The sequence below is a fragment of the Saccharibacillus qingshengii genome, assembly GCF_013185195.1.
In the GTDB taxonomy this organism is placed as follows: Bacteria; Bacillota; Bacilli; order Paenibacillales; family Paenibacillaceae; genus Saccharibacillus; species Saccharibacillus qingshengii.
In genome coordinates, this window is record NZ_JAAZWC010000012.1 from 129,290 (window position 1) to 153,663 (window position 24,374).

Sequence of the window (24,374 nt, forward strand, 5' to 3'; positions counted from 1 at the left end):
CCCCGGAAAGGACAAGGCAGGGCGGACGGGCGATAGGCAAAAGGAAAAACCGTGTCCGATCGGCCTTTCTGCCTGCTCCCGAAGCGTCCAACGGCTGCAAAACGAGCCGCTGCGCTTCTCTGCCGATTCTACAGATTCGACTTCACTTTCTCCAGCAGCGTATCCAGAAGATCTCTTTCTTTGGAGGTCAGTCCGGCGGTAATCCGCTTCTCCAATTCCGCGAAAATAAAGTTGATCTCCGGGATCAGCGGTTCCGCCTTCTCCGTCACGTAGACTTTCTTCTGACGCTCGTTGCCTTCCGGAATCACCCGCCGGACGAAGCCTTTTTTCTCCAGGCCCTGAAGCATGCTGCTGATGCTTGCACCGGTTCGACCGAACTGCTTCGCCAGATCGTTCTGGATAATGCCGTCTGCCTGAAACGTATGGATATAACCGAGCGCCTGCGCCTGCTGGACGTTTAATTCCCATTCGGCCAGCCGGCTGTCCGCAGAGAACTTAAGCTGCGCTTCAATCTCGCGAAAACGGTCCGCATAAAGGACGGGATCCGCGGATTTCCCGCCGACTTCCCGCTCCGCTCCGTCAGAACCTTCCGCAGCCGCCATTTTGGCGGCATTCTCCAGTTTCTCCGCCTTTTTCGCTTTTTTGGCGCTTTTGGACTTCTTGCTTTTCTTCTCGTTCTCGTCTTTGTCCGGCATGATGGATGGCTCCTTTGCGTTTCGTTCGCTTTTCGAACATTAAGATCATGGACAGTTAGATCCTCAACTTTAAACTCAGTATAACCGTCAGGTCCCTGACTGTCGCCTTTCCTCCTGTTCGGTATAACCGATACGCAGCAGACCGTTCACTCCGCCGTTTTGTGACAGCGGGAACGGCAGACGAAAAAAGACCCGAACTTCTGATTAAAATCAGAAATCCGGGCCTTGGTTTCAAATAAAGGATGCGGTCGAGAGGACTCGAACCTCCACGGGTGTTAACCCACACGGACCTGAACCGTGCGCGTCTGCCAATTCCGCCACGACCGCATATCTTGATGAACGCGATTACCTCGCGAGCACAAGAAATAATATAGCATCATTTCTTGAAGATGGCAAGCATTCTTTTGAACTTTTTTGAAATCGAATATTAGAGAGTTTTCAGAATATCGTCGATTTCTTTTTGTAGAACCAGGTACCGGTGCGTGCTGCGCATGATCGGAACTTTGGTCAGCTTGTTTTTATCCACATAGACTTTCATTTGATCTTTCGTCAAGCCGAGCAGACAGCCCGCTTCCGTAACGGTCAGTACCTCTTCGTTGCTCGTCGCGTTAAAAGTCTTTTTTACTTTTAAATTCCAATCCTGAAATGTACTCATGGATCGACCTCCTATTTATAAAAAATGTGAATGTTTTGTCGTGAATCCTTTTATTATATCACACTTTAACGTTTTACTGGGACAAATCCCGGCGAAAGCCTCAGAATGCGCATCCCAAGCCCGCCTTTGCAGACCAAGAAAAGGTAGGAAGAACGGAATTCCCGTCCACCCTGCCCGATCCGTTTTCACGCGGTCTTGGTTTACTGCCGCTTATTTCGCCAATTCGGCCGCCTGCTCCGGCGTCAGTGCGCCTTGGTACACATTCAGCTCGTCGAGCTGGCCTTTGAACGCCGCATCCCACCAGTTCACACCCAGCGCAAATGTACTTTCCGCACCTTCCGCAAACAGATCCGGGAAGCCGGTGCCGGAGAACTTGCGCTCGCCGTCCACATAGACCGTGAGCGTCCCTTCATTCACGGAGAAAGCCAGATGCGACCATTTGCCTGCCGGAATCTTAAGGCCGGTCACTCCGTCGTACCAGCTTGCGCTGCCGCCCCAGAGCATCGTCTGGTCGCCTACCGAACCTTTGGGCAGCAGGCTGAGCCAGTGCGTCTCGTCTTTGGCTCCGAAGAAAGTCGGCGTGAAGGACGTCAGTTCTTCCGGTTTCACCCAGAGTGCAACGGAATACGACGAACCCTGGATCAGGTTGTTCGGCAGACGGACGCCCGAAGCGCCGTCGAATGTCGCCGCTTGGCCGGTCACGCCGGCTTCGTAGCCGATCTGTCCGCCTTCTTTGCCGATCCGGTCGCCGGTCGTTTGGCCGTCCGCATACTTGGCCTTGCTGTCGGACAGATTGTTCTCAAAAGCATAATGCGCGGTCAGCGCCGCACTCGCAGAAGGCACGACCGTCACTTCGAACTTGACGGTCTTCTGCACGCTTCCTTTGGCGATGGTCGCGCTCAGCGTCGCCTGGCCGGCCGGTTCGCCTTCGGCCGGACGCGTGACCTTGCCGGCAGCGGACACTACGCTTTCGTCCGAACTGCTCCAGGCAATGGTTGTACCGCGGCTGCCGGTTGTCGGCAGATTCAGGTCGGCCGTAACCTTGGTTATATCGCCCAAGCTGAGCCCTTCCGCCACGCGGTTGACGATCTGTTCGTCGTTCAGATCGGCCAGTCGGGTTCCCCAGGCCGATTCGCCCGATTCCGATACCGCAGTGAACGTCATGACGCTGCTCTGCGAGACCGGATCCCACTGCCGCAGGAACACGCCGTCGAATTCTTCGCCGCCGAGCGTCAGCTTGGCTTTGTTGTCGGCATTCTTGCGCCATTTGCCTTCGAGCGCGCCGGTAACCGTTCCGTCCGCTTTGAGCGTGATCGATTCCGGTTCCTCAATGGCACCCAAATACGCTTTGCCATGGTTGACGTAGCTGTAGTCCCCGGCGATATCGTCTTTCTTGACCGCCGTCAGCTTCTCGCCGCCGTAGCGGTACGGAGCGACGACCGGCCAGCCGTCTTTGTTCATGAACATCTGATGGATCCGCAGTTCGTGCGCCTCTCCCTGTTTCGGGAAACGGGCATGGAAGACGAGGAACATCTGTCCGTTTTTGTCCGTATAGACGGAATTGTGTCCGGCCGAGACGTAGCCGTAGCCGATTCCCGTTCCCGGATCTCCCGCTTCGCGTTCGAACAGGAAGTTGCCAATCAGTTTATTGCCGATTTCGGTATTCTCCGTGCCGGCGGTATTCGAATAAGCCCGGTGCGGGTACTGTACAGGGAATGTATTCTATTGTCCAAGTCCCAATAAGGCCGGGAGGCAGGCGCGGCGCGCAAGCCGTGTCGCGGCCTGCTTCCCTACCGTAAAGGAGCGAGCAGCATGTTTGGCTTAACGGATCTGGTATCCCTGATCATCTCGGCGTTCATCATTTTGCCCGTCGTCGTTTTTCTGCGCGAATCCGGTTATCTGCTCGGCAGCTTCGTCTTCGGCGTCCGCAATCCGCGGATCACCCTGGGCTCGGGTCCCCGGCTGTTCAAATTGGGAATTCTGGATGTCCGCCGCTATTATCATCTGTACAGCTGGTTTTCGTACGACGAGATCAAGCGCGAGAACCGGGCGGCTTACGTTTGCCTGTATGCCGGACCTATTCTGGTCAACCTCGCTCTCGCGTTCACGCTGAATACCCTGCTCGCGAACGACGTGATCCGGTGGCAGCAGACGTTTTGGGACCGCCTTGTTTTTTATGCGTTTTATTACGCGCTGTTCGATATTATTCCTATGAAAACAACCAACGGCAAACCCAATAACGGCATGATCATCTACGAAATGCTGCGCTACGGACGCCGGACCGATTATAACCACGAACCGTTCCTTCCCTCGACAAGCGAAGTGGAAGAACGGTATATGCAGGAGATCGAAGAAATCCGGAAGCACGAAGAGACCCATCCGATCCGGCAGCAAAAAAGGGAACGCAAAGCGAGAGCGCTGCGGACTTTGAAGCGCGGCAGCGGCAGACTGGGATTGAATCGGGTTCGGCGGATTCGCAGACGAAAACGCTGAAAGCGCGGCTTCAGGCGGGCGCAGTCGGGTGTAAAGCGTATAGGCGGGTGCGGGGCGGCCAAGGCCGCCGGACATCCGATTTAGGGGGCCGGCGAAGCCGCTGTTCGGTCGAACCGGCAGGTACAGCAAAAAGAAGGAACCGGCATGTTCTGCCGGTTCCTTCTTTTTCGTTATAGACCGGTACGGACTCAGACCGCCCTGTCGGAGTCTGCACCGGCCTTATGTGCGATCGGATAATCCGCTTATCCGATCCGATCTAGCACGACCACGCTTACGGAATGGGCCGGCAGCTTCAGCACCGCCGTGCGGCCCGATGCGCCTTCTTCGAGCGTAAAGCCGCTCTCGGCCGGCACCACCTGCTCCGCATTTTTCTTATTCACGTTCGGCACATGCAGCAGCGAAGCGTCGCCGGAGAGCGTGATGCGCTTGGCCTCCGCCGAGACATTGAGATCTTCCAGGTTCAAGCGCGTGTTTTTGTCTACGGCATCGGCATTGACCAGCTTGATATAGACCCGCTTGTCGTCTGCCGTAACCGAATGGAAAACTTCGCGGTTGTACGCTTCCAGTTTGTAATCGAGCACTTTGCTGCTCCAGCCGTTGGCCCGATCCGCGTAAGAGCAGACCAGGTTCCGGCCGCCTGCACCGCCGAAATCGACAGTAACCGTATACTCGCGTCCGTCTTCCAGCGGCTCATGGTTGGCTGCGCGCAAATTGCCCGCTGCCGTGCTCGAGGAGTAGTCGCCAAGCGTATAGCCTTCGACGCCCTGCTTGTACACTTTCACGCCGGTCGCCGATCCGCCGTAGCCGATCGCGTATTCCAGTACGTCTTTTTTGTCCGGGGAAATATCGGTCAGACCGACGCCGATATAGAAGCCGTCTTCACCGGCCCCTTTGGACGCTTCGACTTCGACTTTGTAATCGGTCCAGCTGTCGCCGTATACATAGAGACCGTTCAGACCGCCGCTTTGCGGCTTGAGCACAAGGCCCCGCCCCGCTTCCAGCGTATAACCGGCCGAATCCGGAATACTCTGCCACAGCGGATCCAGCCCACCCCCGCCGGCGGCCGCAAGTGCGGCAAAGTCCGTTTCCAGCAGGACTTCTCCGCCCCGGTTCGATATGACCTTAACTCTTCTTACCGTCACTTCCGCTTGGCCGGCCGCGATCTCGATTCCGCCGCGGGGAATCAGCTCGACCGGTTTGCCGCCGCGGTACGTCGAGAACGACGTCGGCAGCACTTGGTCGCCCAGATACTTGGCATACATCTGCTGCACATAATAGTTCGGCGTGAACCAGACCGTCTCGTCGTCGAACCAGATGCAGTCCGGCGTCCAGCGGTACGTGCCGTCGGTCAGCACTTTGTTGAACAGCGGCGCGTAAGCGGCCAGACGCACGACATCGGCATTATTTTCGAACCCGGTCATCACCGCGGCTTCCGCTACCGCGCCCGCCAGCGTATTCTTGTCCGTAGACGCGTATTCGCCGACAAATACTTTGGACGTTTCGCGCCAATTCATACTGCCGTCTTCGTTGTACGCCCGGAAATAATAGTTGTAACGATCCGCATTGTTCAGCAGATATTCGTTCGACCGGTAATAATGCTCGTCCGCGATCGTATCCATATAGTTGGGCTGCTTGGCGTACCAGCTTACGTTTTCCGAGATTACCTTGTCCCGATCCGCAAACTCCACTTCGGCCGAACCTTCCAGTCCGCCGCTCAGGAACTTCCAGCCCTGCTGATACGCATCGTCGTCCGCCTGCGCGCCCACCGTGGAGATGATATGCAGTTCGTGACCGGGGTAATGCCGCTCCATATACTCGTCGATCCGGGTCTTGAACACTTCGAAGTTGGCGAAGAATTCCGTGCCCCAGTTCTCGTTGCCGACGCCCAGATAACGCAGATCGAACGGCGCTTCGTGCCCCATTTTGCGGCGCATCGCGGCCCATTCGTTATGCTCGAAGTCCATGCCGATCGCAAAGTCGATCAGATCCGTAAAGTTCCGGATATAATAATCGCGCAGTTCGCCGCCGGCCGGGTGAGCGTAATCCGAACGGGCCTGGCACAGCACCCCGCACGCCATAACCGGCAGCGGCGTCGCGTTCAGGTCTTCGGCCAATTGGAAATACTCCATATAGCCAAGTCCCATGGTCATCATGTAACCCCAGACGTTGAAGTTTTCTTTGCGCAGTTCGATCGTATCGACGGAGTCTTTCCAATCGTAGACGTTATCCCAGATGAACGAACCTTCCGAAATGCAGCCGCCCGGGAAACGCAGGAAGGTCGGATGCATGCCGGCCAGCGCTTCGACCAGATCGCGGCGCAGCCGGTAGTTTGGATTGCCCAGGTAGTTGCTTCGCGCCGAAGGCGAACCGTTCTCTTCCTCCGCCCCCCATACGCTGCGAGGGACAAGCGACACCAGTTCGATCGACACCTCTCCTTCAAAAGTCAGCGCGAGCTGCCCCAGAATATCTTGGGAGCCGGTGAGCACAAGGGAAGACAGCACGCTGCCGTCCGCGGGATACGGAACGCCGTATTTTTGCCAGGTGCCTCCTCCTTCGACCTTGAACGTCACCACGTCGCTCGCCGCTTCGCCGCTGGAATCCTGCAGCTGGAGCGTGATATGGCTTGCCTGCTCGGCTTTGGCCCAGACGGTAAAATCGTACTTCGCACCCTGACGGATCTTCATCGCGTACCCGTTGTTCGTATCGTTGAAGCCGCGGTTATAGATCGTCGCGCCGTCCGCTACGGTCACATAATAACTGTTCACATCAGGGTCGGGAGAGCCGAGGAACTGTCCGAGCGGGTCCGCCGTTTGCGGCGTCATCTTGTCGAGATCGCCGTACCACCACAGCAGCGGCTGACGGTTGCGTCCGGTCGAACAGCCGCATTCCCCGGAAGCGTGCGAGTACGTGTCGAATTCGAACGCCTCGAACGAACGGTTCTGCACCATCTCCGCGTAAATTCCGCCATCCGCCGCATTGTTGATATCTTCGTAAAAGAGCCCGTACATCACTTCGCTGACATCGACCACACCTCCGGACCGGCCTCCGCCGTGCACCGTGACGGTGTAAGGAGGCAGCTCGGGCGGCAGGATGGAGACGTCGAAGCTGCGCTGCACCGTGCTGCCGCCAACCTCGAGCACGGCGGTCAGCGTCGCGGCCTGCGGTTCCCCGCTGCCCTGCGGCCAGACTTTGCCTTCATTCGATACGACTTGGGGAAGACTCGAAGTCCAGCTTACCCCGACTTTGCCACCCATCAGCGAGACCGGAAGATTCACATCGCTTGTCAAAATGCTTGTCGGGAACGACAGGTACTTGTCCGCCGCCAGGCGCACAATCTCTTCGTCCGTCAGCGATTCGCACATGACCTCGATCACTTCGTCGGCCGTCAGGCCTGCCGCGTAGACGCGGAAATCGGAGATCGATCCCGCAAAATCATCGTCGGCCGCAAACTGCGAGCGCCCGATATAGCTGCGGGTATAGTTGTCTTCGCCGGCGAAGGTCTCGAACCAGCGGCGCAGCTGCGCGTAGTTGCCGCTCGACGTCTGGCTGATCGAGCCGTCCGCGGCCGCTTCGCCGTTCACGTACACGATCGGTCCGGCGCTGCTCAGCGTCCCGCTTTGCGTGCCGATGACGCTCATGGCGACGTGCATCCATTCGCCGCGCACGAAGCCCCGTCCCGGATCGGCGACCAGATCGCCGCCGGCCGACAGCGTGGCGCGCATGGCGCGGGTCAGGAACAGCGACGGCGCACCTTCGCTTTTGCCGAAGTCGCAGATGCGTTCCCATACGCTTGTTCCCGCGTCAAAACGCACCCAGGCCGTCACCGTAATCCCGGTGTGATCGCTTACATCTTGCAGCAGATCGGACGGCAGTTCCAGATACGAGGTGCCGTTTCGCCCGCCGACGAACGTAACCGCCGAGCGGCCGGCAACTTCCGAGATAACAGGCTGCACGCTTCCGGCAGGCTTCGCATCCCGCTCGCGTACCGAGTGATCACGTCCCACTGCCGAAGCCTCGTCGAATTTGTATAAGGCAATGAGTCGATCATGGAAAGAGGTCATGAACATTCTCCTATCGTTAATGGATTTCTCAATTAAGTTAATATAATAGTTAATCAATTGTGTATATATGATTCTTTGATTAATCATAACGTGTTGTACGTACAAGTTCAAGAGGGAAAAGTAAATCGCCCGACTCCAAGACTCCACAAATGATGCGGCTAACGAATCCTCATAACGCTATTTCGTCAAAACAGCCGCCGTGTGAGTTTTAACGAATCGTGGTAACGCTATTTGCCGCAATTCCTCCGATTAGGCACAATTTTGCTCCTATAACGTTATGACGATTCGTTAGATTTTCATATTGCCCTTTTTTCGGGGAATAGCGCTGTGAGGATTCGTTAGACGGCAAAAAAAGGGCGTGTGATCAGTTTCGGTTTCCGATATCGCCCTTTTTGTACCGTATCATTCGATTTCATGCCGCCATACAGCTCTTTTCGCTTAACCGCTCACTTCCAATCCGGCAGCCTATAGGTTCGGTACCTTTTCTCCCCGCTCGCCACAACCAGACGCCCGTTTTCGACAGCCGCATGCAGAAGACGTCTGGCATGCTGACTGCTGATCCGAAGATGTTCCGCCAGATGAACCGCTGTAAAAGGACCCAACGTAACGCGAGCAAAGCGCAGCATTTCCGCTTCCAGCCAGGATAAAGACGGTTCGGAAGCCGCAGCGGCGAATTTCCCGGCAAAAGCAAGCACGAGCTGCCTGCAGCGCTCCGACTCTTCCACAATCGACGGATAAGCGATAGGCAGCAGCGTCCAATCGTCCAAAGCGAGCAGGCTGTGCCTCCAACACAGATCCTTAAAGCGCCGAACATCCAAATCCCGGGCATGCGGACCGTAACCCTGGATTTCGATCGCACCTTTTGCGCCGCCCGGGCGGTAAGCGAGATCGATATACCGGTAACCGCCGTTCAAATCGCGCACTTCGAATTCGGCATAGAGATCCTCAAAATTTTTGAATACCGGCAGCCAGATCAAACGCAGAAACTCGGCACTCCCATGTCCCAATCCCGCTTCGAGCCGCTCCCTTCTTCTCGGATTCTGTTCCGCCGCAATCTGTCTGTCGATCCAGTTCCTATATTCGGTTCCGAATACGGTCATTTCGGTGTTTTCCTCCTTTGCTGCAGATCCGTGTACACGCCAAAAAGCCGCTTCAACCCCGAGGGATTCAAGCGGCGCGTGCTTCGCATCCGTGATAAGACCAAGTTTAGAAAAAAGTCCGCACAGATACAAGTCCCAATCTCAGCCCGGTCTAAAAAAGCGCGTTCGGCCGCACTTTTTGCCTGTCTGCACACGCATCGTCTCCCTTCTATCCCCTTCATCACAAAATTCGATCAGCCGCGTTCCTGTCGAAGTGACTTACTTCATGACGTTTCACGGCTGCAGCTGATAGGCTTGAGACATTTCACCCGCAGGCGTACCGTCGAAGAAGGCGAATCGGGCGCTTGGCAGAAGAAACCGGAGGTTTGCACAGATGGGAAAAGCAACAGGATTTCTGGATTACGAACGCGCAGCACCGGGCGAATGCGACATACAAGAACGCCTTGGAAACTGGAACGAATTCACGGAAACGATGGACGCCGAGACCCTGCGGGAACAGGCGGCCCGCTGTATGGACTGCGGCACGCCTTACTGTCATGCGGGGCGCGTGCTGTCGGGATTGGCCGCGGGCTGTCCGCTGAACAATCTGATTCCCGAGTGGAATGACATGGTGTTCCGGGGCGATTGGAGAGGCGCGCTCAACCGGCTGCATAAACGAAATAACTTCCCCGAATTTACTGGACGGGTATGTCCGTCGCCGTGCGAAGGTTCCTGCACCGGCGGCCTGATCGGCAGTCCCGTCGCGATCAAATCGCTGGAGAAAGCGATTGTCGAACGAGGTTTCGAAGAAGGCTGGATTGTCCCCACACCGCCGACTGCGCGTACGGGCAGGAAAGTGGCTGTTGTCGGTTCCGGTCCCGCCGGTCTTGCCTGTGCGGCCCAACTGAATAAGGCCGGCCACACGGTGACCGTCTATGAACGGGCCGATCGGATCGGCGGCCTGCTGACCTACGGCATTCCGAATATGAAGCTGGACAAACGGATCGTCCAGCGCCGCGTCGACCTGCTGGAAGCCGAAGGGATTACGTTCGTTACGGGAACGGAGATCGGCCGAGACCTTCCGGCCTGGCAACTGCGCGCGCATCACGACGCGCTGGTCCTGTGCGGCGGAGCAAGCACGCCGAGAGAATTGGCCGTCGAAGGCCGTGAGCTGCGCGGCATTTACCAAGCGATGTCGTTTCTGACCCTGAGCACGCAATCGCTGCTTGACGGCCGAACCGGCACACCTGCGACGCCAAAAAGCGCATCTGCCGCAGGCCAACCGGATTCGCAGGCGCACCGCGATCTCTCCGCGGCGGGCCGCGATGTCGTGGTCATCGGCGGCGGGGACACCGGCACGGACTGCGTAGCCACAGCGCTGCGGCAGGGATGCCGCAGCGCTGTGCAGCTGGAGATTCTGCCGGAGCCGCCGAGTGCGCGGCAGCCGAATAATCCGTGGCCGGAAGCTCCGCGGGTGAAGAAGACCGACTACGGCCAGCGGGAAGCCGCAGCCGTCCAGGGCCGCGATCCGCGCCGTTATGTCACGTCCGCCACGCGATTTCTGACCGAGACGGGCGAACGCGTCTGCGGGGTTCAGACGGTCCGGGTAGACTGGCGTCCCGGCCCCGACGGACGCGTGCTGCCGCATGAAATCCCCGGCAGCGAGGAGACGTTCCCGGCGCAGCTGGTTCTGCTGGCGCTGGGCTTTACCGGGCCGGAACAGGGCCTGCTGCGGCAGCTGGAGTTGGAGAGCGACGAGCGCTCCAACATCCGGACCGGCGCCGTCGGCCGGGTCTGGGCCAGCCGCGGCGAAGCGGCGGCGCGCAGTGCCGTTCCGGTCCGGCCGGGATCGGCTCCTCCATCGAGCCCGGCCGGACTCGACGGTTCGCGGCTTGACGCGGAAGCTTTCGCGTACGCTACCAATGCCGAAGGCGTATTTGCGGCCGGCGATATGCGCCGCGGACAGAGCCTCGTAGCCTGGGCGATCCGCGAAGGCCGCGAAGCGGCACGGGAAGTCGACCGGTACCTGACGGGCGGCAGCGGACTGCAGTGAGCGGACGGAGGACCCGCCTGTCGAATGCCCACATGACTATTCGAAGAACCTCCTCCTCCTTCCGTTAGAGTAGGTATCTTCGGCTTGCCAGGTAAGCGTCCGGCTCCTCTTCACCGTTATTCCTGCGGCATGCGCCTACGACCCGCAGCACGTCAAAAAGAGCATCCGCCCCCAGAGGACGAATGCTCTTTTTGCTGCTTTTTTTGTCGATTAGATCGCTCTAAACTCTACCGTACCCAGCTGCAGGCCCGGTTTCGTGAATTCGACTTCCAGTTTGTACGTGCCTTTTTCCAGTTCGATCGACACGAGGCGCTGTTTGAGCCAGCGGCCTTGGGTGCCGTTCATCTGAACGGTCGTCATGATCTTGCCGTTCAGCAGCAGGTTGCAGGCGCTCTGCGACAGCTCCGGCTCCGGCGACATCACATTGACGGCTACGCGGTATACGCCCGGCTGTTCAACCTTGATGTAGACCGGCGAATCGACGGACGGCTGGATCTCTCCCTGGCCGGACAACGCCTGCGCGCTGTCCAGTTGGATTACGCCTGCCGCTTCGAATTTCTCGAACGATTCTTCCGTTTTGCGTTCTCTTGCAAACACCGGCGCGTCCATGATGAACTGGCAGATGTTTTTGGCGCTGCGCTGAAGTTCGCCGCGGGTAAGCGTACCGTTCTCCAGCGATTCGATCGTGTTGTCGCCCCAGATGTTGGTCTCGGCGCCATAGTTCATCACGACCATGTACAGATCGTTTTGCGCGCGGACCATGAAGTTGGTGTTTTTGCGATCCGCTTCGCCGCCGTTGACCGAATCGTTCATGATCGCCCACCAGTCGGTCATAACGATCCCTTCAAAGCCCCACTCGCCGCGCAGGATCGTCGTGTTGAGGTCGTAATTCGACGCCGCCCAATGGCCGTTGATCGGATTGTACGAAGTCATGATCGATTTCGCTCCGCCTTCGCGGACCGCGATTTCGAAGCCTTTGAGGTAAATCTCGCGCAGGGCGCGTTCGGATACGACCGCGTTCACTTTGCTGCGGTACTGTTCCTGGTTATTGCAGGCAAAGTGCTTGAGCGTTGCGTTCGAACCGCCTTTGGCAATCCCGCGTACGCAGGCCGCCGCGAATTCGCCCGAGACGATCGGATCTTCGGAGAAGTATTCGAAGTTGCGTCCGTTCAGCGGGCTGCGGCGGATATTGAGACCCGGTCCCAGCAGCGTATCCACTTCGTTGAGCACCAGCTCCTGTCCTTCGAGCACGTACAGCTCTTCGACCAGGTCTTTGTCCCATGTCGCCGCGAGCAGCGTGCCGATCGATACCTGGGTCGCCTGTTGGCCGCTGTCCATCCGGATGCCCGAAGGACCGTCCGCCGTACAGGCGACCGGAATGCCGTAGCCGAGCAGCGCATCGCTGACTCCGCCGAATACGGAAGCCGTACCCGGCGTTGCGAGCGGGCTGCTCATGCCTTCGCCGCGCACGAGTGTCGCCAGCTCATCGTTGCTGAGCTGCGCCACGAAGTCGTCCAGGGAAGCCTGGCCGGCTTTGACGTCCTGCAGTTTGATGCCTTTGTCTCCGGTCTCCGCCAGCGATTTCGGCATCCGGTTCTGGATCCGCTGCGCCAGGTCGACACTGCGCGTGGGTACGCTCTCGCTGCCTAGTTCATACGCGCCGTCTTCCCGGCGTGCGCCCGGCTTGATGCGGTTGAACGCTTCGACCGGTGCCATCGCTTCTTCGAACTGGGCCAGAACGCGCAGTTCATTTACGATATAGCCGCCCGAACCGTCTACTTGTACCCCTGTCGTGTGTTTGACGCTTGAGCCGACGTGCAGCAGGTACATTCCTTCTTCGAGTACGTAAGCATGCGCATGTCCGGTTACGCCCGCATCGTCGTAGGAAGCCAGTTTCTCAACCGGGAATCCGACCGTGATACGCTGCGATTCGCCCGGTTGGAGCGACTTCGTTTTGCCGAAAGCCACGAGCTTTTTGTACGGCTGGCCGAGTCTGCCCTGAGGCGCTTCCACGTAGACCTGCACCACTTCTTTACCTTCGAACGTATCGCCCGTGTTCGTCACGGTTACGCCGACTTCGATCCATGCCGCGCCGTCTTTTTGCAGCGTTTTGGCTTCTTCCGATGCCTGGCTGAACGTGGTGTACGACAGGCCGAAACCGAATTCGTACTGCACTTTTTCCGGTCGAAACGTTTCGAAATACCGGTATCCGACGTAGATATCTTCCTCATACACGCTTTTGAACTCGCTGCCGTAGTTGCTCGTGGACGGATAATCGTCGATCGAGTAGGCGATGGTATCGGTCAGTTTGCCGCTTGGCGTCACCTCGCCGGACAGTACGTCCGCAATGGCATTGCCGCCTTCCATGCCTCCGTGCCATGCGTAGATGACCGCCGCAATCGGATGCTTGTGCGAGGACTCTTTGACCCAGCTCATGTCCACGATGTTCGATACGTTCAGTACCACGATCGTCTGCTCGAAATGGTTGGTGACCTGCGTGAGCGTATCCAACTCTTCCGGTGTCAGGCGGTAGCTGCCCGGCGCATCGGCGTTATCCTGGTCTTCGCCGGCCGTCCGGCCGATAACCACGATCGCTTTGGACGACTGCGTGCGCGCGTTCGCGACCAGCTCGTCCGTCAGAGGCATTTCTTTTTGATGCCACGGTTCCGCCGCCCAACCGCCTCCGCCGTTGTCGAACGGATTTTCTTCGATCCATTTCGTGTATACGGCTGCCAACTCTTCGTTAACCGCAACCGAAGGTTTGCTGCGCAGTCCGTCCAGCAGGTTCGTCGTATGCGACACATGCACGCTGCCGCCCGATCCCGTACCGCTGCGGTAATAGTTAAGCTGCACCCGTCCAAAAATCGCCACGTTCTCGCCATTTCGAATCGGCAGCGCCTGTCCTTCGTTTTGAATCAATACGGCACCTTGTGCGGCTACCGTTCTGCTGAATTCCGCAAAGCCTTTCAGAGGTCCTGCACCCATTACTTTATTCAAAAGCTTTCCCTCCCGATTCTGTGTGAATACTGCCCGTGCACGTATGGTCGCGCTTTCCGAAAACCGTTTCGTAAATGCCGGAAATACGCCGCGCATCTTCCTCCACTATAAAGAATGTAGGGGGAGGAAGTAAAGCTTTGCGCGGAAAAGAAGCGGTGATAGTACAAAAAAGGCAGTCCGCAGACTGCCTTCGCTATTTGCTCTTTCACGGCTCGATCGGAATCGCTTCACCCAGCTCTTTGTCTTGCGACCCGTCGTAAGGAATCAGGAAATACTTCTCCGCTTCAAGATCGATCTTGGGGAACCGGGAGTACGAATACGAGTCTATCCCTCCCGAGAAAGCCGACTGGTCGAATTCTTTACCGCTTGCCGACACCAGCAGGAATCCAAAAAACGTATATTTCCTTCCCGGAGGGGCTTCTTTCGTCATTTGTATAAAAACGCGGGTCGACAGCGGACTGACCACCACCTTGTCGATCACGATCTGCTGCCCATTGCTCAGAACGACCTTACGGTCCATCTGGACGGTCTTCGTATCGGCAAGGGTTCTGGATGAAGGATCGAATGCAAATTCTCTTATGGCAACCGCAGCCAAAGAAGATTATGCGCTTACGGTCGAAGCCAGTCAGCAGAGGTTCGTTCCGGTGGATATCGGTTCGGGTACTTACAGTTATGGGGGAGATCAAGAATGGTGGAAGCCCATCAATCCGACTAAATATGACAGAGGATGCGGACCTGTTGCAGCAGCCAATTTAACTACTTATCTGGCTAAGATCACTAACCCTTCCGCTTATCGCAACTTATACAGCGGAGTCGCTACTTCCAAAAACGATTTTATGGCTCACATGGATGTCATGTACAGTTATATCGATCCGGGTGCTTTCGGAGAAACTTCCGTACCCGACTTCGCATCCAGTATCGAGAAATACGCAAAAGACAAAAACGTAAAGCTTTCCGGCGTTCGCGACAATTCGGCTTTCACTTTAGATAATACCGCCGCCTATATCAAAAAAGGGTTAAGCCTCAATTCTCCAGTCGCAACGTTGAATCTCTCCAAATTCACGGATTATATTTATGAATGGCACTGGATGACGATTACAAAGTATTACAGGGACATCAACGATAATCGGTGGATTGCCGTTTCGACGTGGGGAGACCGTAGAAGCATCAATTACAGAACACACTTCGAAGCTATAACAAGGCTCCAATCCTTCGGAGGCGGATTCATGTATTTTAAATAAGGAGGATCGCGTATGCGCCGTTCCTGGATCCAAACCATCGGACTTCTTACATTCATGCTTATCACGATCGCACTAACGACGGGCTGCTCCAAAACAATCGCGATATCCGGCGAACAAGCAGACGATTTCCACGATCGAATCGAACAGGATTATCCGGCCATCGAAAAAACGACGCTTACCTTCGAGCCTTTGACCTTCCACATGACCCATGTCTTAAAAGAGCCGCTTGACGAAAAAGAGAAAGCGAAGCTTTTTGAAGACAGCCGGCGGTTTCTGATGAGCGATCGGTTCGATGAAGAAATCATTCAAAGCCCGAAAATCGCCAAGTATTTTTCGAGCGGACATCCGAACTTCGTTGTTGTTTTTCGCACCGAAAATCCCGACTCCATAAGTCGCTTTGAGCTGCGCGCGAATAACGAAAAAAACGCCGATCCCGTCTACCGTCAGTGGTATTACGCCGAAGATGACGAAGCACTTGGCGAGCCTTATGTTGAAGAAAACAAATAACACGTTCGATTACGCATCGAAAAGAGCCGTCAGTCGGGACTGAACGGCTCTTTTTAATGAAATACCTGCCATGATTTCTTCTGAAAAATCGTCCAGCATGGATATCTTATTTCTCCCGCTGCACCAAATAATCCAGCAGATGCTTCAGGAACCGCAGTCGCTCCGGCAGTTCCCGCACCGCGTCCGACGCTTCGCAGTAGTGATTCCACATTTCCCGCTTCGCCCCGTCAACACCGAGCACGGTTACGAACGTCGAACTGCCGTTAGCCTCGTCCTGCCCCGCAGGCTTGCCGAGCTGCAGCGCTTCGCCTTCGGCGTCAAGCAGATCGTCCCGGATCTGGAACGCGATGCCCGCATGGTAAGCTAACGTTTCCAGCTGCTTAAGCTGATCCTGCGGCGCATTCGCCAGCATCGCCGGCATGATGAGGCACGCTTCGAACGCGACTCCCGTCTTGTAAAAACAAATCTCGTTCAGCCGCTCAAGCGTCAGCTTCTGCCCCCGGGATTTCAGATCGAGCGCCTGTCCCATGCACAGCTCTTCCGCTTTGTGCGCCGAATAATGCATCAGTTCCAGCACCGTCTCCGGCTTGAATCCCTGCAGACGCGACTGCTCGCGCACGCCCTGCTGGATCAGCAGCAGTCCGGACAGCTCGGCGGTCGCCCCGTCGTAGCGCATATGCAGCGTCTGCCGGCCGCGCCGGAGGTCCGCGTCGTCCTGCGAAGGCAGATCGTCGAAGATCAGCGAGGCGGTATGCAGGTACTCCAGCGATTTGAGCAGAGGCCGTACCTGCTGCCCATCCAGACCGTAGCCTTCCGTCGCCACCAGATGCGCCAGAATCGGCCGTAGTCTTTTGCCGGATCCTGCCAGGCTGTAGTTGGCCGCGTCGATGAGCGAGTCGCCGACCGCCGGCACGTTCGAGTCGGGCGAGATCGGAAGCGCTGCGTCGATCTGCGCGCGCACCTCGTCCAGCAGCGAGCGGAAACGTTCCCGGTCTTCGCGGTCTTTCTTCATCTCGGTCAGCATCCGGTCGCGCAGCAGCTTGTCGAAGAACTCGACGTCTTCCGCTTGGCGCACCATCTTCTGGATGACCGCGTTTAGCGCGGGCATGCCGGGAGTCAGCACCTCCATCAGCTCTTCGTAGCGGGGAATCCCGAGACGCTGGCGCGCTCTCTTCAGGCCGTTGATCGCCCGGTCCAGCAGCACTTCCCGCGTGTTGGCGTCGCTGCCGTACACGTCGCGGATCAGGTAGGCGATGACGGCCCAATACATCTCGAACGGGCTCTGCAGATCGGGCCGTTCGCCGCGATGCTTCCAATAATACGTATACGGCGTAACCGCACCCGTTTCCAGATCGTCGAACAGATCCGCGAAGTCGTCAGCCAGCTGGTTATAGATCCCGTAGTAAAAAGTCCTCCGCTCGAATCCGCCGTCTCCGCCGCCCTGCCCCACCGAACGCGCGATCAGACGGGAGCCGGAAGATTTGAGGATGACCGGTACGTACAGCTGGCTCGCCGTGTAGGTGCCGTCAGCCAGGCTTTTGTTCCGGTCGACATCCTGCGATTCGAAAAAGACGTAGGCCTGCTCGAAAAAGACGCTGCCTCCTTCTCCGGACTGCCGGCCTTTGATGTATTCGAACGCTTCGCCCAGCTCGCTGTGGATATAGCGGATCAGCGCGAAGTTCTCCGCATGGCCGCTCCCGAACGCGCCGCTCCAGTCGTCCCATACCGGGACCGTTCCGCTCAGCAGAGCGCTGCGGATCAGATCAGAGTAGCGCTTTTTCTCCTCGTCGGTCAGCAGCTGCGAGTCGAGCAGATCGTCGACGAACGGGTAGGTCAGTCCGTACGAGTACCCGAGCCGAACCGCTTCATCCATACGGCGCGAGCGTTCTGCCTGCGGCGTCTGGGCATCCATCTCTTCCCGCGCATGCAGCACGACGCCGGCGATGATCTTGAGCAGTTTGCGCTGGGCCTGTTCCGCGTTCATGCCTTCCGGAATGTTCTCGGATACGCGCTTCATCTTGGCGATCATCCAGATGACCGTGTCCTCGATCTGCTCCTGCTGGCCCCACCGGTACAGCGCAGCCGTATCGAACCCGTCTGTCGGCATGCCTTCCTGCGGATCTCCGCCGCTGAGCAGCGAACGTTTGAGGCCTCCCGCTGTCCGGTGGATACGGCTCTGCGTATCGGGATCGTCCAGCGCACGGCCCAGATCGCGCATATACAGGTACGACACGCTGCGCGCGAGATAGTCGTTCAGCTTGCCGGCGGCATCCATCCACTGGATGTACCGGTTGTAGTCCTGAGGCTGTGCACTGCTGCGGCTGCCGAACAGACGCGCCGGCCACGGGCGGATATGACTCTTTTTCCACACCTGAAAATCTTCCGTCAGCTCGGCCGCATAACTTCCGCCTTGTACCCGCTCCGTCAGCTGCTCCAGATATTGTTCCGCCCGCAGCTCTGCCCTTCGATAAGCTTCTTCGGCCCGAATTCCCGTCACTTCCCGCGCCTCGTTCGGTCCGGCCGGATTTATATTGATGGATGTCAAACTCATGGTCATTCCCCTTAGGTTTTGTGTCGTGTTAAGAATCGTTAGGGGTTATACGGGCGGGAAAGGATTGGGTTACGAACCGCGGGAAGGAATGGACAAAAAACCGATCAAAACTCCTCGTACTCCGCCGGATCCTGATTCCACAATCTTCTGCCGCCTTGGCTGAACGCCGAGATCGTCTTCATCTGCTCATTCGTCAGCTCGAAATCGAAAAGATCGAGATTCTCCCGCTGGTGTTCGCGCGAACCGGCTTTGGGAATCGGCACGGCGCCGAGCTGCGTATGCCAGCGGAGGATGACCTGGGTCGGCGTTTTGCCGTGGGCAGCCGCGATCGCTTGGACCTCGCTGTCTTCCAGCACGCCGTCCCCTTTGCCGCGGCCGAGCGGGCTCCACGATTCGGTGACGGTGCCGTACTTGGCGTTCGCTTCGCGCTGAACCGCTTGGTCGAAGTACGGGTGCAGCTCCACCTGATTGAGACTCGGCGCGGCGCCCGTCTCGGCGACGATGCGGTCGAGATGCTCCGGCAGGAAATTGCTTACGCCGATCGAACGGACGTAACCGCGCTTCTTCGCTTCGATCAGAGCCTGCCAAGCTTCCACATATTTGCCCTGCTCCGGGTTCGGCCAATGGATGATGTAGAGATCGAAATAGTCGAGACCCGTACGCAGCAGCGATTCTTCGATCGTTCGCAGCGCTTTGTCGAATTCGTGGTGGCGGCCCGGGAGCTTGGAACAGATCCGCAGCTGTTCGCGGGGAACGGAAGCTTCGCGCACGGCGCGGCCGACGGCCCCTTCGTTTTCGTAGTTGAACGCCGAATCGATCAGGCGGTAGCCTTCCTCGATACCGCTTTTGATCGATTCGACCCCGGAAAATCCATTCAGTGAGTACGTGCCGAGTCCGATCGCCGGAAGATCGAGACCGTCGTTCAAGGTGATGACCGGAATATTCGTTGACATGAAAAAGCCCTCCTCTCGTATGATTCTACGATAGCACTTTCGAGTAGCCCGAGCAAAATACGGAGTTGACTTTACCGACAAACGCGCTTATTATTGGTTCAACGAACGTTTAGTGAAATGAGGAACCGTTATGGAATCGAAACAGCCCGGCAAACGTATGACAAGTCGAGATCTTCAAGCTGTCCATCGCAGGCAGCAGATCCTCCAGACCGCCAAACAACTTTTTGCGGAAAAAGGGTATCATGCCGTATCGATGCGCGAGCTGAATAAAGCGATCGGCATGGCGGATGCCCTAACGTATCACTATTTTCCCGGCGGCAAATTCGAAATTCTGACCACTGTGCTGCAAACGGCGCAGGAAGAACGGATCGGCGGCATCGTTTTGTTTTTTCAAAAGATTTTTGCCAAAACCGACCTGCCTCTGTTCCCTGTATTAACGGAGCTGATTGTCGGGCTGGCGCAAAAATTGACGGAAGACCAAGCCTACTTCCAGATTCTGCTTCGCGAGCGCTCTCTGCTGAGCGACGAACAGAAAGAAGCGCTCGACAGCGTCACCCGTCTTCCGTTCGAAGCGATGTCCGATTATCTGTCGCAGCGCGCGGAGCAGGGCGATATTCGGCACATGGATTTCTCGCTCGCTTCCTCGCAGTTTTTGGCGCATATCGTGTTTACCGTGATCCAGCAGCTGTTGAGGGGAAACCGCATGGAGCAGGAGGAAGCCGCTGCATTATCGCAATTCTATATGCAGTTGTGGGCCAAACCGATCAACGAATAAGCGGCACTTCGGTGCTTCTTTTTTTGACAATATCACTCAACGAACGTTCGGTAAACGAAATAAAAAACAAGGAGAGTTGATGATGCAGGAGATCATTCGCACGGAATCTTTGACCAAACGGTACGGCACCCATTCGGTTCTGCAGGACGTATCGCTGAATGTGCACCAGGGAGAAATTTACGGATTCCTGGGTCTGAACGGAGCCGGAAAAACAACGACGATCCGCATGCTGCTGGGCATGATTCGGCCGACTTCCGGAGCCGCCTATATCAACGGTCGAAGCATCATCGAAGCCAAGCCCGATCTGTGGCGGCAGATCGGCTACATGGTGGAGACGCCTTATGCATACCCGAATTTCACGGTACGCGACAATCTGCGGCTGATCGCCAGACTGCGGGGTCTGCCGGCAAAAAGCGCGACCGAGTCCGTCATCGAAAAATTGCAGCTGACGCCTTATGCCGATACCAAAGCCAAAAACCTGTCGCTCGGCAATGCCCAGAAGCTTGGCCTGGCCAAAGCCATGATCCATAACCCCTCCGTGCTGATTCTGGACGAACCCACCAATGCGCTCGACCCGGCAGGCATCGTTCAGGTTCGCGAACTTCTGCGCCGCTTGGCCAAGGAGGAAGGGATGACCGTATTTATTTCCAGCCACATTTTGGAGGAGATGTCCAAACTGGCGTCGCGGATCGGCATTATTCACGGCGGCACGCTGATTCAAGAGATCAGCTCGCAGGAGTTTGAGCAGCTCCGGCGTAAACGGCTGATGGTTAAGGTTCAAGATCAGGGGGAAACCGCGAATCGACTGCTGCTGGAAGCCGGTTACCGTGCGCAAATCTCGGCTGAAGGCAGCATCGAGATTGCGGACGAACAGGCGATCCGGCAGCCGGAACGGGTAGCCAAACTGCTGGTGGACGCCAACCTTTCACTGGCCGGGCTGACGGTTGAAGAAGAAGGGCTTGAATCGTATTTTTTGCAGCGGGTAAGCGAATAATGGCTGTAGGGAGGATATCCAATATGAGATCATTAGGGAATGCCGTTTACGTGGAAAATCGAAAATTGAGCCGTTCACCGGTATTGTGGGGGATGTTGGTCTTCCTGTTGTTCGTGACAGGCATTCGCTCCGGCGGAGCGGACTGGAACGAGCATTTGGGAAGCATGACCTTCTTGTTCGCTTCCGTATTCGGTCTGATGGGATTCGGGACGATTACCGCCTGGACCTTCGGGAGGGAGTATACGGACCGGACCGTGAAAGACCTGCTGGCCCTGCCAGTCTCGCGCACCACCATTGTGATCGCCAAGGCTGTCGTCATCGCGTTCTGGTGTCTGGTCGCAGCGCTGACGATCTTCGCTTTCTCGCTGCTGATCGGCTTGTTCATCGGCGTTCCCGGTTTTTCCTGGCCTATTATCGCCCATCAGTTCGTCGGACTGCTGCTGATAGCCGTGTTTCATCTGCTGCTCTGTTCGCCGATCGCGCTGCTGGCCAGCATCTCGCGCGGTTATCTGGTTCCGATCGCTTACGCGTTCACCACGCTGATGGTCGCCCTGACTGCAGGACCGACCGCACTCGGCCCTTATCTGCCCTGGTCGATTCCGGCACTGCATCTGTCGATGAGCGGCTTGACGCTGTTTCCGCTGGGTACAGCCAGTTATGTAATTCTGATCTTGGTATTTGAGCTTGGTGCGTTCGGAACGATATCTTGGTGGAAACGAGCGGACCAGCGGTAATTCGACAGACAAGACGGAATGTAAAAAACGAGCCTCCCGAATCTCTTCGGCGGCTCGTTTCTTTTTTAGCGTGTATTGAAGGCTACTTCACCCGGTCCAGGCAGACCGCACCGTGCGCGCGGACCTGGATCTCAAGCGACTCCGTGCCCAGCGTGCGCTGGATCAGATCTTGATACGCCGGAACCGCATCCTGCGGCAGCACGGCCAGAATCACGCCCGCGAATCCGCCGCCGTGAACGCGGCACGCGCCCGCTCCGAGCTGCTTGATATAGCGCTCCGTGATCGCCAGCGCGATCGCCACTTCCTGCCCGCGGGTCGCTTCGGGACGATAGACGTTTTGCAGCCATTTCCACGACGAATTGCCCGACTCCGTAATCAATGGAAGAAACGCCTGCAGATCTTCGCGGCGCAGCGCGTCCAGCATGCCGTCTACCCGGTCGTTCTCTTCGAAAAAGTGCAGCGCGCGAAGCACGGCACGGTCGCCGGCTTTTTCCCGGATTTCCGGCAGGCGCGCGTACAGTTCGTCCGCCGACGTACCGCGGCAGAACTCGGTTCCGAGCAGCTCCGCCACCGCGAACATTTCCCGCGGAACGGCTGCGTAGTCTTCCGTCAGGTCCGCATGGTTGCCGCCGGTATTTACGATCACGAGCGCATACCCGTCCTGATCGAAACGGTACGTGACCGGCTCGATCACCGGCTCGTCCGGATTCTCGAAGTCGATCGAGATCAGGCCGCCGTGCGCGCAGGCGATCTGGTCCAGCAGACCCGACGGCTTGTTCCAGAATTTGTTCTCCGCGTATTTGCCGATCTTGCCGATCTGCACCGCGTTCAAGCTTCCTTCATTATAGAACTCGCTGAGGATCGTGCAGATCAGCATCTCGAACGAAGCGGACGAGCTGAGCCCCGAAGCGCTGTACACGCTGCTCGAGACGTAGGCGCGGAATCCGCCGGTCCGGTAGCCCTGTTCGGCGAAGCCGGCGACGATGCCGCGGATCAAGCCCGCCGTGCCGTCGTCTTCGGCGTTGATCTCCAGCTGATCGAGGTTGATCGAATACTGCCGCTCGTAGCCTTCCGAACGCAGCGTGATGACGTTCTCTTCCGTCTTCGCCGCTGCGGCGATCGTATCGAGATCGATACTGCCGGTCAGCACTTTGCCGTGGTTATGGTCGGTATGGTTACCGCCGATCTCGGTCCGTCCCGGCGCGCTGAACAGCCGTACCGCTTCCGGTCCGTAGGTGTCGGCGTACGCGTCCAGCACTTTTTGGTAGCGCACCGTTTGTTCGTCAAGCTTGGCTGCGCCGTACAGCGCGGTCAAAGCGGAGAGCATCGCCGGCGTTTGCAGAAAAGCCGGGTTAAATTCGTTCGTCATCCAAAATTCCTCCTGAATACGGTATGTCAAATCGGTTAAAGAAGCGGCTCTGTCCGCCCACCTCTCCAATATGACACATTTTTGAATACGCATACAGGGCAGATTGCCAATATCCCGGTTCTTTTCGACACTTTTAACCCTCTAAGCCTGCTGTTTGAGTCTGTGGTTCAGTTCCTCCGCCCGCTTTCTGCTGTCTATCCGTGCATACCCATAGAAGGCGAGCGTATGCAGCACCAGCGATACCGCGATCATGCCCGGCAGCCAGGGAAGCAGCATCCCGTACATTTCCGCCGAAAACAAGTTCGTCCCCAGCATCGCCCCGCCGATCGACAGCACCGACGAGATCAGGATATTCCAGACCGGCTTCAGCGTAAAATGGCTCCACAGCGCTTTGTACATCACGCCGAACAGCACTCCGCAGATCGCGGCGATCCCGGCCACATTCCACAGATAGCCGATCCCTACCGTTTCTTCTTTGTAGAACAGCGTCAGCAGCAGAACCACCCACAGCAAACTCATCGTAAATACCTGGAAAAACGACTGTCTCAATTGAACGATCATCCCAAACCCCTCCTGAATTGTTGAATATAAAAGCGGCTGACCACATACTGCGAACCGTCGGTTAACGTTACTTCGATCCGGGCGTGAGCGGCAGACGAAAATTCCCGGATATGCGCGGCGCCGATCATCGTGCGGTTGTTGATCCGGACAAACTGCGGCGCGGCAAAAGCTTCTTCGGCAGACTTCAAACGCTTGTTCAGCAGATACCGCTCACCGCTAATCAGTCTCACGCCGCACATCCGGTCTTCCGATTCGATCACGGCGATCTGTCCAAGCGGGACCTGGACGACCCGGTCGTTCGCGGCATTGATTAATCCGATCCTGCCTATCGACTGTTCGATCGCGTCGCGGATCTGCGGCCAGCGCTCTTGTTCTTCCGGATGGGTCCGTATTTTCGCGATCCGGCGCTCCAGCGCGGCATCGGCTTCGAATGTAATTTTCATGATGGCCTCCTCCCCTTTCTGCTGCTTGTATTCAGCGTACCCGCAAAATCGGGTAGGAACCAGGGTTTGTACCGTTTGTTGCAAAGATTGGGGTTTTTGTTGCAAGCACGGCAAAAAGGCGCTCCGCAGGAGCGCCTCAGAGTGTCGAGAAACCCAGCTCTCCAAACGGAGGGTTGGGTTTCTTTTGTGTTTCGAGTCTCTTTTTTCCTCGGC

20 protein-coding genes and 1 tRNA gene are annotated in these 24,374 nt (G+C 57.1%); 8 read left to right on the forward strand and 13 right to left on the reverse strand.

Annotated features, from left to right (window positions below; genetic code table 11):
- Positions 1-128: 128 nt before the first annotated feature.
- The 4 genes from HRQ60_RS12490 to HRQ60_RS12505 form a co-directional block, all read right to left on the reverse strand.
- A complete protein-coding gene (locus HRQ60_RS12490; RefSeq protein ID WP_246281293.1) occupies positions 129-695 on the reverse strand; it encodes a MarR family winged helix-turn-helix transcriptional regulator in 567 nt (188 codons plus the stop codon).
- 243 nt (positions 696-938) lie between these two features.
- Positions 939-1,022: transfer RNA gene (locus tag HRQ60_RS12495), tRNA-Leu, on the reverse strand.
- Positions 1,023-1,122: 100 nt separating this feature from the next.
- Complete coding sequence (locus HRQ60_RS12500) at positions 1,123-1,350, reverse strand: DNA-binding protein (RefSeq protein WP_172196157.1); 228 nt, start codon at positions 1,348-1,350, stop codon at positions 1,123-1,125.
- Between the two features lie 210 nt (positions 1,351-1,560).
- On the reverse strand, positions 1,561-2,883 hold the full coding sequence (locus tag HRQ60_RS12505; RefSeq protein ID WP_246281294.1) for a LamG-like jellyroll fold domain-containing protein: 1,323 nt from the start codon (positions 2,881-2,883) through the stop codon (positions 1,561-1,563).
- On the opposite strand from HRQ60_RS12505, the gene HRQ60_RS23685 reads away from it, so the two are divergent.
- On the forward strand, positions 2,866-3,093 hold the full coding sequence (locus HRQ60_RS23685) for a hypothetical protein (RefSeq protein ID WP_246281295.1): 228 nt from the start codon (positions 2,866-2,868) through the stop codon (positions 3,091-3,093). The genes HRQ60_RS12505 and HRQ60_RS23685 overlap by 18 nt on opposite strands.
- A 69-nt stretch (positions 3,094-3,162) precedes the next feature.
- Entirely contained in the window at positions 3,163-3,843 is a 681-nt protein-coding gene (locus tag HRQ60_RS12510) for a hypothetical protein (RefSeq protein ID WP_246281296.1), read from the forward strand.
- Positions 3,844-4,085: 242 nt separating this feature from the next.
- Here the strand turns inward: HRQ60_RS12510 and HRQ60_RS12515 are convergent, their stop codons facing one another.
- Both HRQ60_RS12515 and HRQ60_RS12520 read right to left on the reverse strand, forming a co-directional pair.
- On the reverse strand, positions 4,086-7,904 hold the full coding sequence (locus tag HRQ60_RS12515; protein ID WP_172196158.1) for an alpha-L-arabinofuranosidase C-terminal domain-containing protein: 3,819 nt from the start codon (positions 7,902-7,904) through the stop codon (positions 4,086-4,088).
- 446 nt (positions 7,905-8,350) lie between these two features.
- Entirely contained in the window at positions 8,351-9,004 is a 654-nt protein-coding gene (locus HRQ60_RS12520; RefSeq protein ID WP_172196159.1) for a transcriptional regulator, read from the reverse strand.
- Positions 9,005-9,377: 373 nt separating this feature from the next.
- On the opposite strand from HRQ60_RS12520, the gene HRQ60_RS12525 reads away from it, so the two are divergent.
- A complete protein-coding gene (locus HRQ60_RS12525) occupies positions 9,378-11,036 on the forward strand; it encodes a glutamate synthase subunit beta (RefSeq protein WP_246281297.1) in 1,659 nt (552 codons plus the stop codon).
- 210 nt (positions 11,037-11,246) lie between these two features.
- On the opposite strand, the gene HRQ60_RS12530 is transcribed toward HRQ60_RS12525, so the two are convergent.
- Both HRQ60_RS12530 and HRQ60_RS12535 read right to left on the reverse strand, forming a co-directional pair.
- A complete protein-coding gene (locus HRQ60_RS12530; protein ID WP_172196177.1) occupies positions 11,247-14,021 on the reverse strand; it encodes a glycoside hydrolase family 3 C-terminal domain-containing protein in 2,775 nt (924 codons plus the stop codon).
- Between the two features lie 217 nt (positions 14,022-14,238).
- On the reverse strand, positions 14,239-14,553 hold the full coding sequence (locus HRQ60_RS12535; protein WP_172196160.1) for a hypothetical protein: 315 nt from the start codon (positions 14,551-14,553) through the stop codon (positions 14,239-14,241).
- A 58-nt stretch (positions 14,554-14,611) separates the two neighbouring features.
- On the opposite strand from HRQ60_RS12535, the gene HRQ60_RS12540 reads away from it, so the two are divergent.
- Both HRQ60_RS12540 and HRQ60_RS12545 read left to right on the forward strand, forming a co-directional pair.
- A complete protein-coding gene (locus HRQ60_RS12540; protein WP_216671571.1) occupies positions 14,612-15,274 on the forward strand; it encodes a hypothetical protein in 663 nt (220 codons plus the stop codon).
- Between the two features lie 12 nt (positions 15,275-15,286).
- Positions 15,287-15,781 carry a hypothetical protein gene (locus tag HRQ60_RS12545; protein ID WP_172196161.1) on the forward strand — a complete coding sequence of 165 codons (495 nt, stop codon included), beginning with the start codon at positions 15,287-15,289 and terminating at the stop codon, positions 15,779-15,781.
- 106 nt (positions 15,782-15,887) lie between these two features.
- On the opposite strand, the gene HRQ60_RS12550 is transcribed toward HRQ60_RS12545, so the two are convergent.
- Both HRQ60_RS12550 and HRQ60_RS12555 read right to left on the reverse strand, forming a co-directional pair.
- Positions 15,888-18,332 (reverse strand): polyprenyl synthetase family protein, encoded by a 2,445-nt coding sequence (locus tag HRQ60_RS12550; RefSeq protein ID WP_172196162.1) that lies wholly within the window; start codon positions 18,330-18,332, stop codon positions 15,888-15,890.
- 104 nt (positions 18,333-18,436) lie between these two features.
- A complete protein-coding gene (locus HRQ60_RS12555) occupies positions 18,437-19,285 on the reverse strand; it encodes an aldo/keto reductase (protein WP_172196163.1) in 849 nt (282 codons plus the stop codon).
- 130 nt (positions 19,286-19,415) lie between these two features.
- Between HRQ60_RS12555 and HRQ60_RS12560 the strand changes: the two genes are divergently transcribed.
- The 3 genes from HRQ60_RS12560 (at position 19,416) to HRQ60_RS12570 (ending at position 21,788) form a co-directional block, all read left to right on the forward strand.
- Positions 19,416-20,060, forward strand: coding sequence for a TetR/AcrR family transcriptional regulator (locus HRQ60_RS12560; protein WP_172196164.1), 645 nt, complete (start codon positions 19,416-19,418; stop codon positions 20,058-20,060).
- A gap of 79 nt (positions 20,061-20,139) precedes the next feature.
- On the forward strand, positions 20,140-21,054 hold the full coding sequence (locus HRQ60_RS12565) for an ABC transporter ATP-binding protein (protein WP_246281298.1): 915 nt from the start codon (positions 20,140-20,142) through the stop codon (positions 21,052-21,054).
- A 23-nt stretch (positions 21,055-21,077) separates the two neighbouring features.
- Positions 21,078-21,788, forward strand: coding sequence for an ABC transporter permease (locus HRQ60_RS12570; RefSeq protein WP_172196165.1), 711 nt, complete (start codon positions 21,078-21,080; stop codon positions 21,786-21,788).
- 82 nt (positions 21,789-21,870) lie between these two features.
- Here the strand turns inward: HRQ60_RS12570 and HRQ60_RS12575 are convergent, their stop codons facing one another.
- The 3 genes from HRQ60_RS12575 to HRQ60_RS12585 all read right to left on the reverse strand — a co-directional run bounded on the left by HRQ60_RS12575 (position 21,871) and on the right by HRQ60_RS12585 (position 24,161).
- Positions 21,871-23,157, reverse strand: a complete 1,287-nt coding sequence (locus HRQ60_RS12575) for a galactokinase (RefSeq protein ID WP_425501669.1) — start codon at positions 23,155-23,157, stop codon at positions 21,871-21,873.
- A 141-nt stretch (positions 23,158-23,298) separates the two neighbouring features.
- A complete protein-coding gene (locus tag HRQ60_RS12580) occupies positions 23,299-23,718 on the reverse strand; it encodes a hypothetical protein (RefSeq protein WP_172196166.1) in 420 nt (139 codons plus the stop codon).
- Positions 23,715-24,161: a LytTR family DNA-binding domain-containing protein gene (locus HRQ60_RS12585; RefSeq protein WP_172196167.1), complete on the reverse strand. Its 447-nt coding sequence runs from the start codon at positions 24,159-24,161 to the stop codon at positions 23,715-23,717. The genes HRQ60_RS12580 and HRQ60_RS12585 overlap by 4 nt, the downstream gene beginning before the upstream one ends.
- Between the last annotated feature and the right edge of the window lie 213 nt (positions 24,162-24,374).

Excerpts from the sequence above, each read along its gene's own strand:
- HRQ60_RS12515 (WP_172196158.1), bottom strand. The coding sequence starts at position 7,904 with ATGACCTCTTTCCATGATCGACTCATTGCCTTATACAAATTCGACGAG.
- HRQ60_RS12540 (WP_216671571.1), top strand. The coding sequence starts at position 14,612 with ATGGCAACCGCAGCCAAAGAAGATTATGCGCTTACGGTCGAAGCCAGT.
- HRQ60_RS23685 (WP_246281295.1), top strand. The coding sequence starts at position 2,866 with ATGGAAGACGAGGAACATCTGTCCGTTTTTGTCCGTATAGACGGAATT.
- HRQ60_RS12565 (WP_246281298.1), top strand. The coding sequence starts at position 20,140 with ATGATGCAGGAGATCATTCGCACGGAATCTTTGACCAAACGGTACGGC.
- HRQ60_RS12580 (WP_172196166.1), bottom strand. The coding sequence starts at position 23,718 with ATGATCGTTCAATTGAGACAGTCGTTTTTCCAGGTATTTACGATGAGT.
- HRQ60_RS12585 (WP_172196167.1), bottom strand. The coding sequence starts at position 24,161 with ATGAAAATTACATTCGAAGCCGATGCCGCGCTGGAGCGCCGGATCGCG.
- HRQ60_RS12525 (WP_246281297.1), top strand. The coding sequence starts at position 9,378 with ATGGGAAAAGCAACAGGATTTCTGGATTACGAACGCGCAGCACCGGGC.
- HRQ60_RS12505 (WP_246281294.1), bottom strand. The coding sequence starts at position 2,883 with ATGTTCCTCGTCTTCCATGCCCGTTTCCCGAAACAGGGAGAGGCGCAC.
- HRQ60_RS12570 (WP_172196165.1), top strand. The coding sequence starts at position 21,078 with ATGAGATCATTAGGGAATGCCGTTTACGTGGAAAATCGAAAATTGAGC.
- HRQ60_RS12490 (WP_246281293.1), bottom strand. The coding sequence starts at position 695 with ATGCCGGACAAAGACGAGAACGAGAAGAAAAGCAAGAAGTCCAAAAGC.
- HRQ60_RS12545 (WP_172196161.1), top strand. The coding sequence starts at position 15,287 with ATGCGCCGTTCCTGGATCCAAACCATCGGACTTCTTACATTCATGCTT.
- HRQ60_RS12510 (WP_246281296.1), top strand. The coding sequence starts at position 3,163 with ATGTTTGGCTTAACGGATCTGGTATCCCTGATCATCTCGGCGTTCATC.
- HRQ60_RS12555 (WP_172196163.1), bottom strand. The coding sequence starts at position 19,285 with ATGTCAACGAATATTCCGGTCATCACCTTGAACGACGGTCTCGATCTT.
- HRQ60_RS12530 (WP_172196177.1), bottom strand. The coding sequence starts at position 14,021 with ATGGGTGCAGGACCTCTGAAAGGCTTTGCGGAATTCAGCAGAACGGTA.
- HRQ60_RS12500 (WP_172196157.1), bottom strand. The coding sequence starts at position 1,350 with ATGAGTACATTTCAGGATTGGAATTTAAAAGTAAAAAAGACTTTTAAC.
- HRQ60_RS12535 (WP_172196160.1), bottom strand. The coding sequence starts at position 14,553 with ATGGACCGTAAGGTCGTTCTGAGCAATGGGCAGCAGATCGTGATCGAC.
- HRQ60_RS12550 (WP_172196162.1), bottom strand. The coding sequence starts at position 18,332 with ATGAGTTTGACATCCATCAATATAAATCCGGCCGGACCGAACGAGGCG.
- HRQ60_RS12575 (WP_425501669.1), bottom strand. The coding sequence starts at position 23,157 with ATGACGAACGAATTTAACCCGGCTTTTCTGCAAACGCCGGCGATGCTC.
- HRQ60_RS12520 (WP_172196159.1), bottom strand. The coding sequence starts at position 9,004 with ATGACCGTATTCGGAACCGAATATAGGAACTGGATCGACAGACAGATT.
- HRQ60_RS12560 (WP_172196164.1), top strand. The coding sequence starts at position 19,416 with ATGGAATCGAAACAGCCCGGCAAACGTATGACAAGTCGAGATCTTCAA.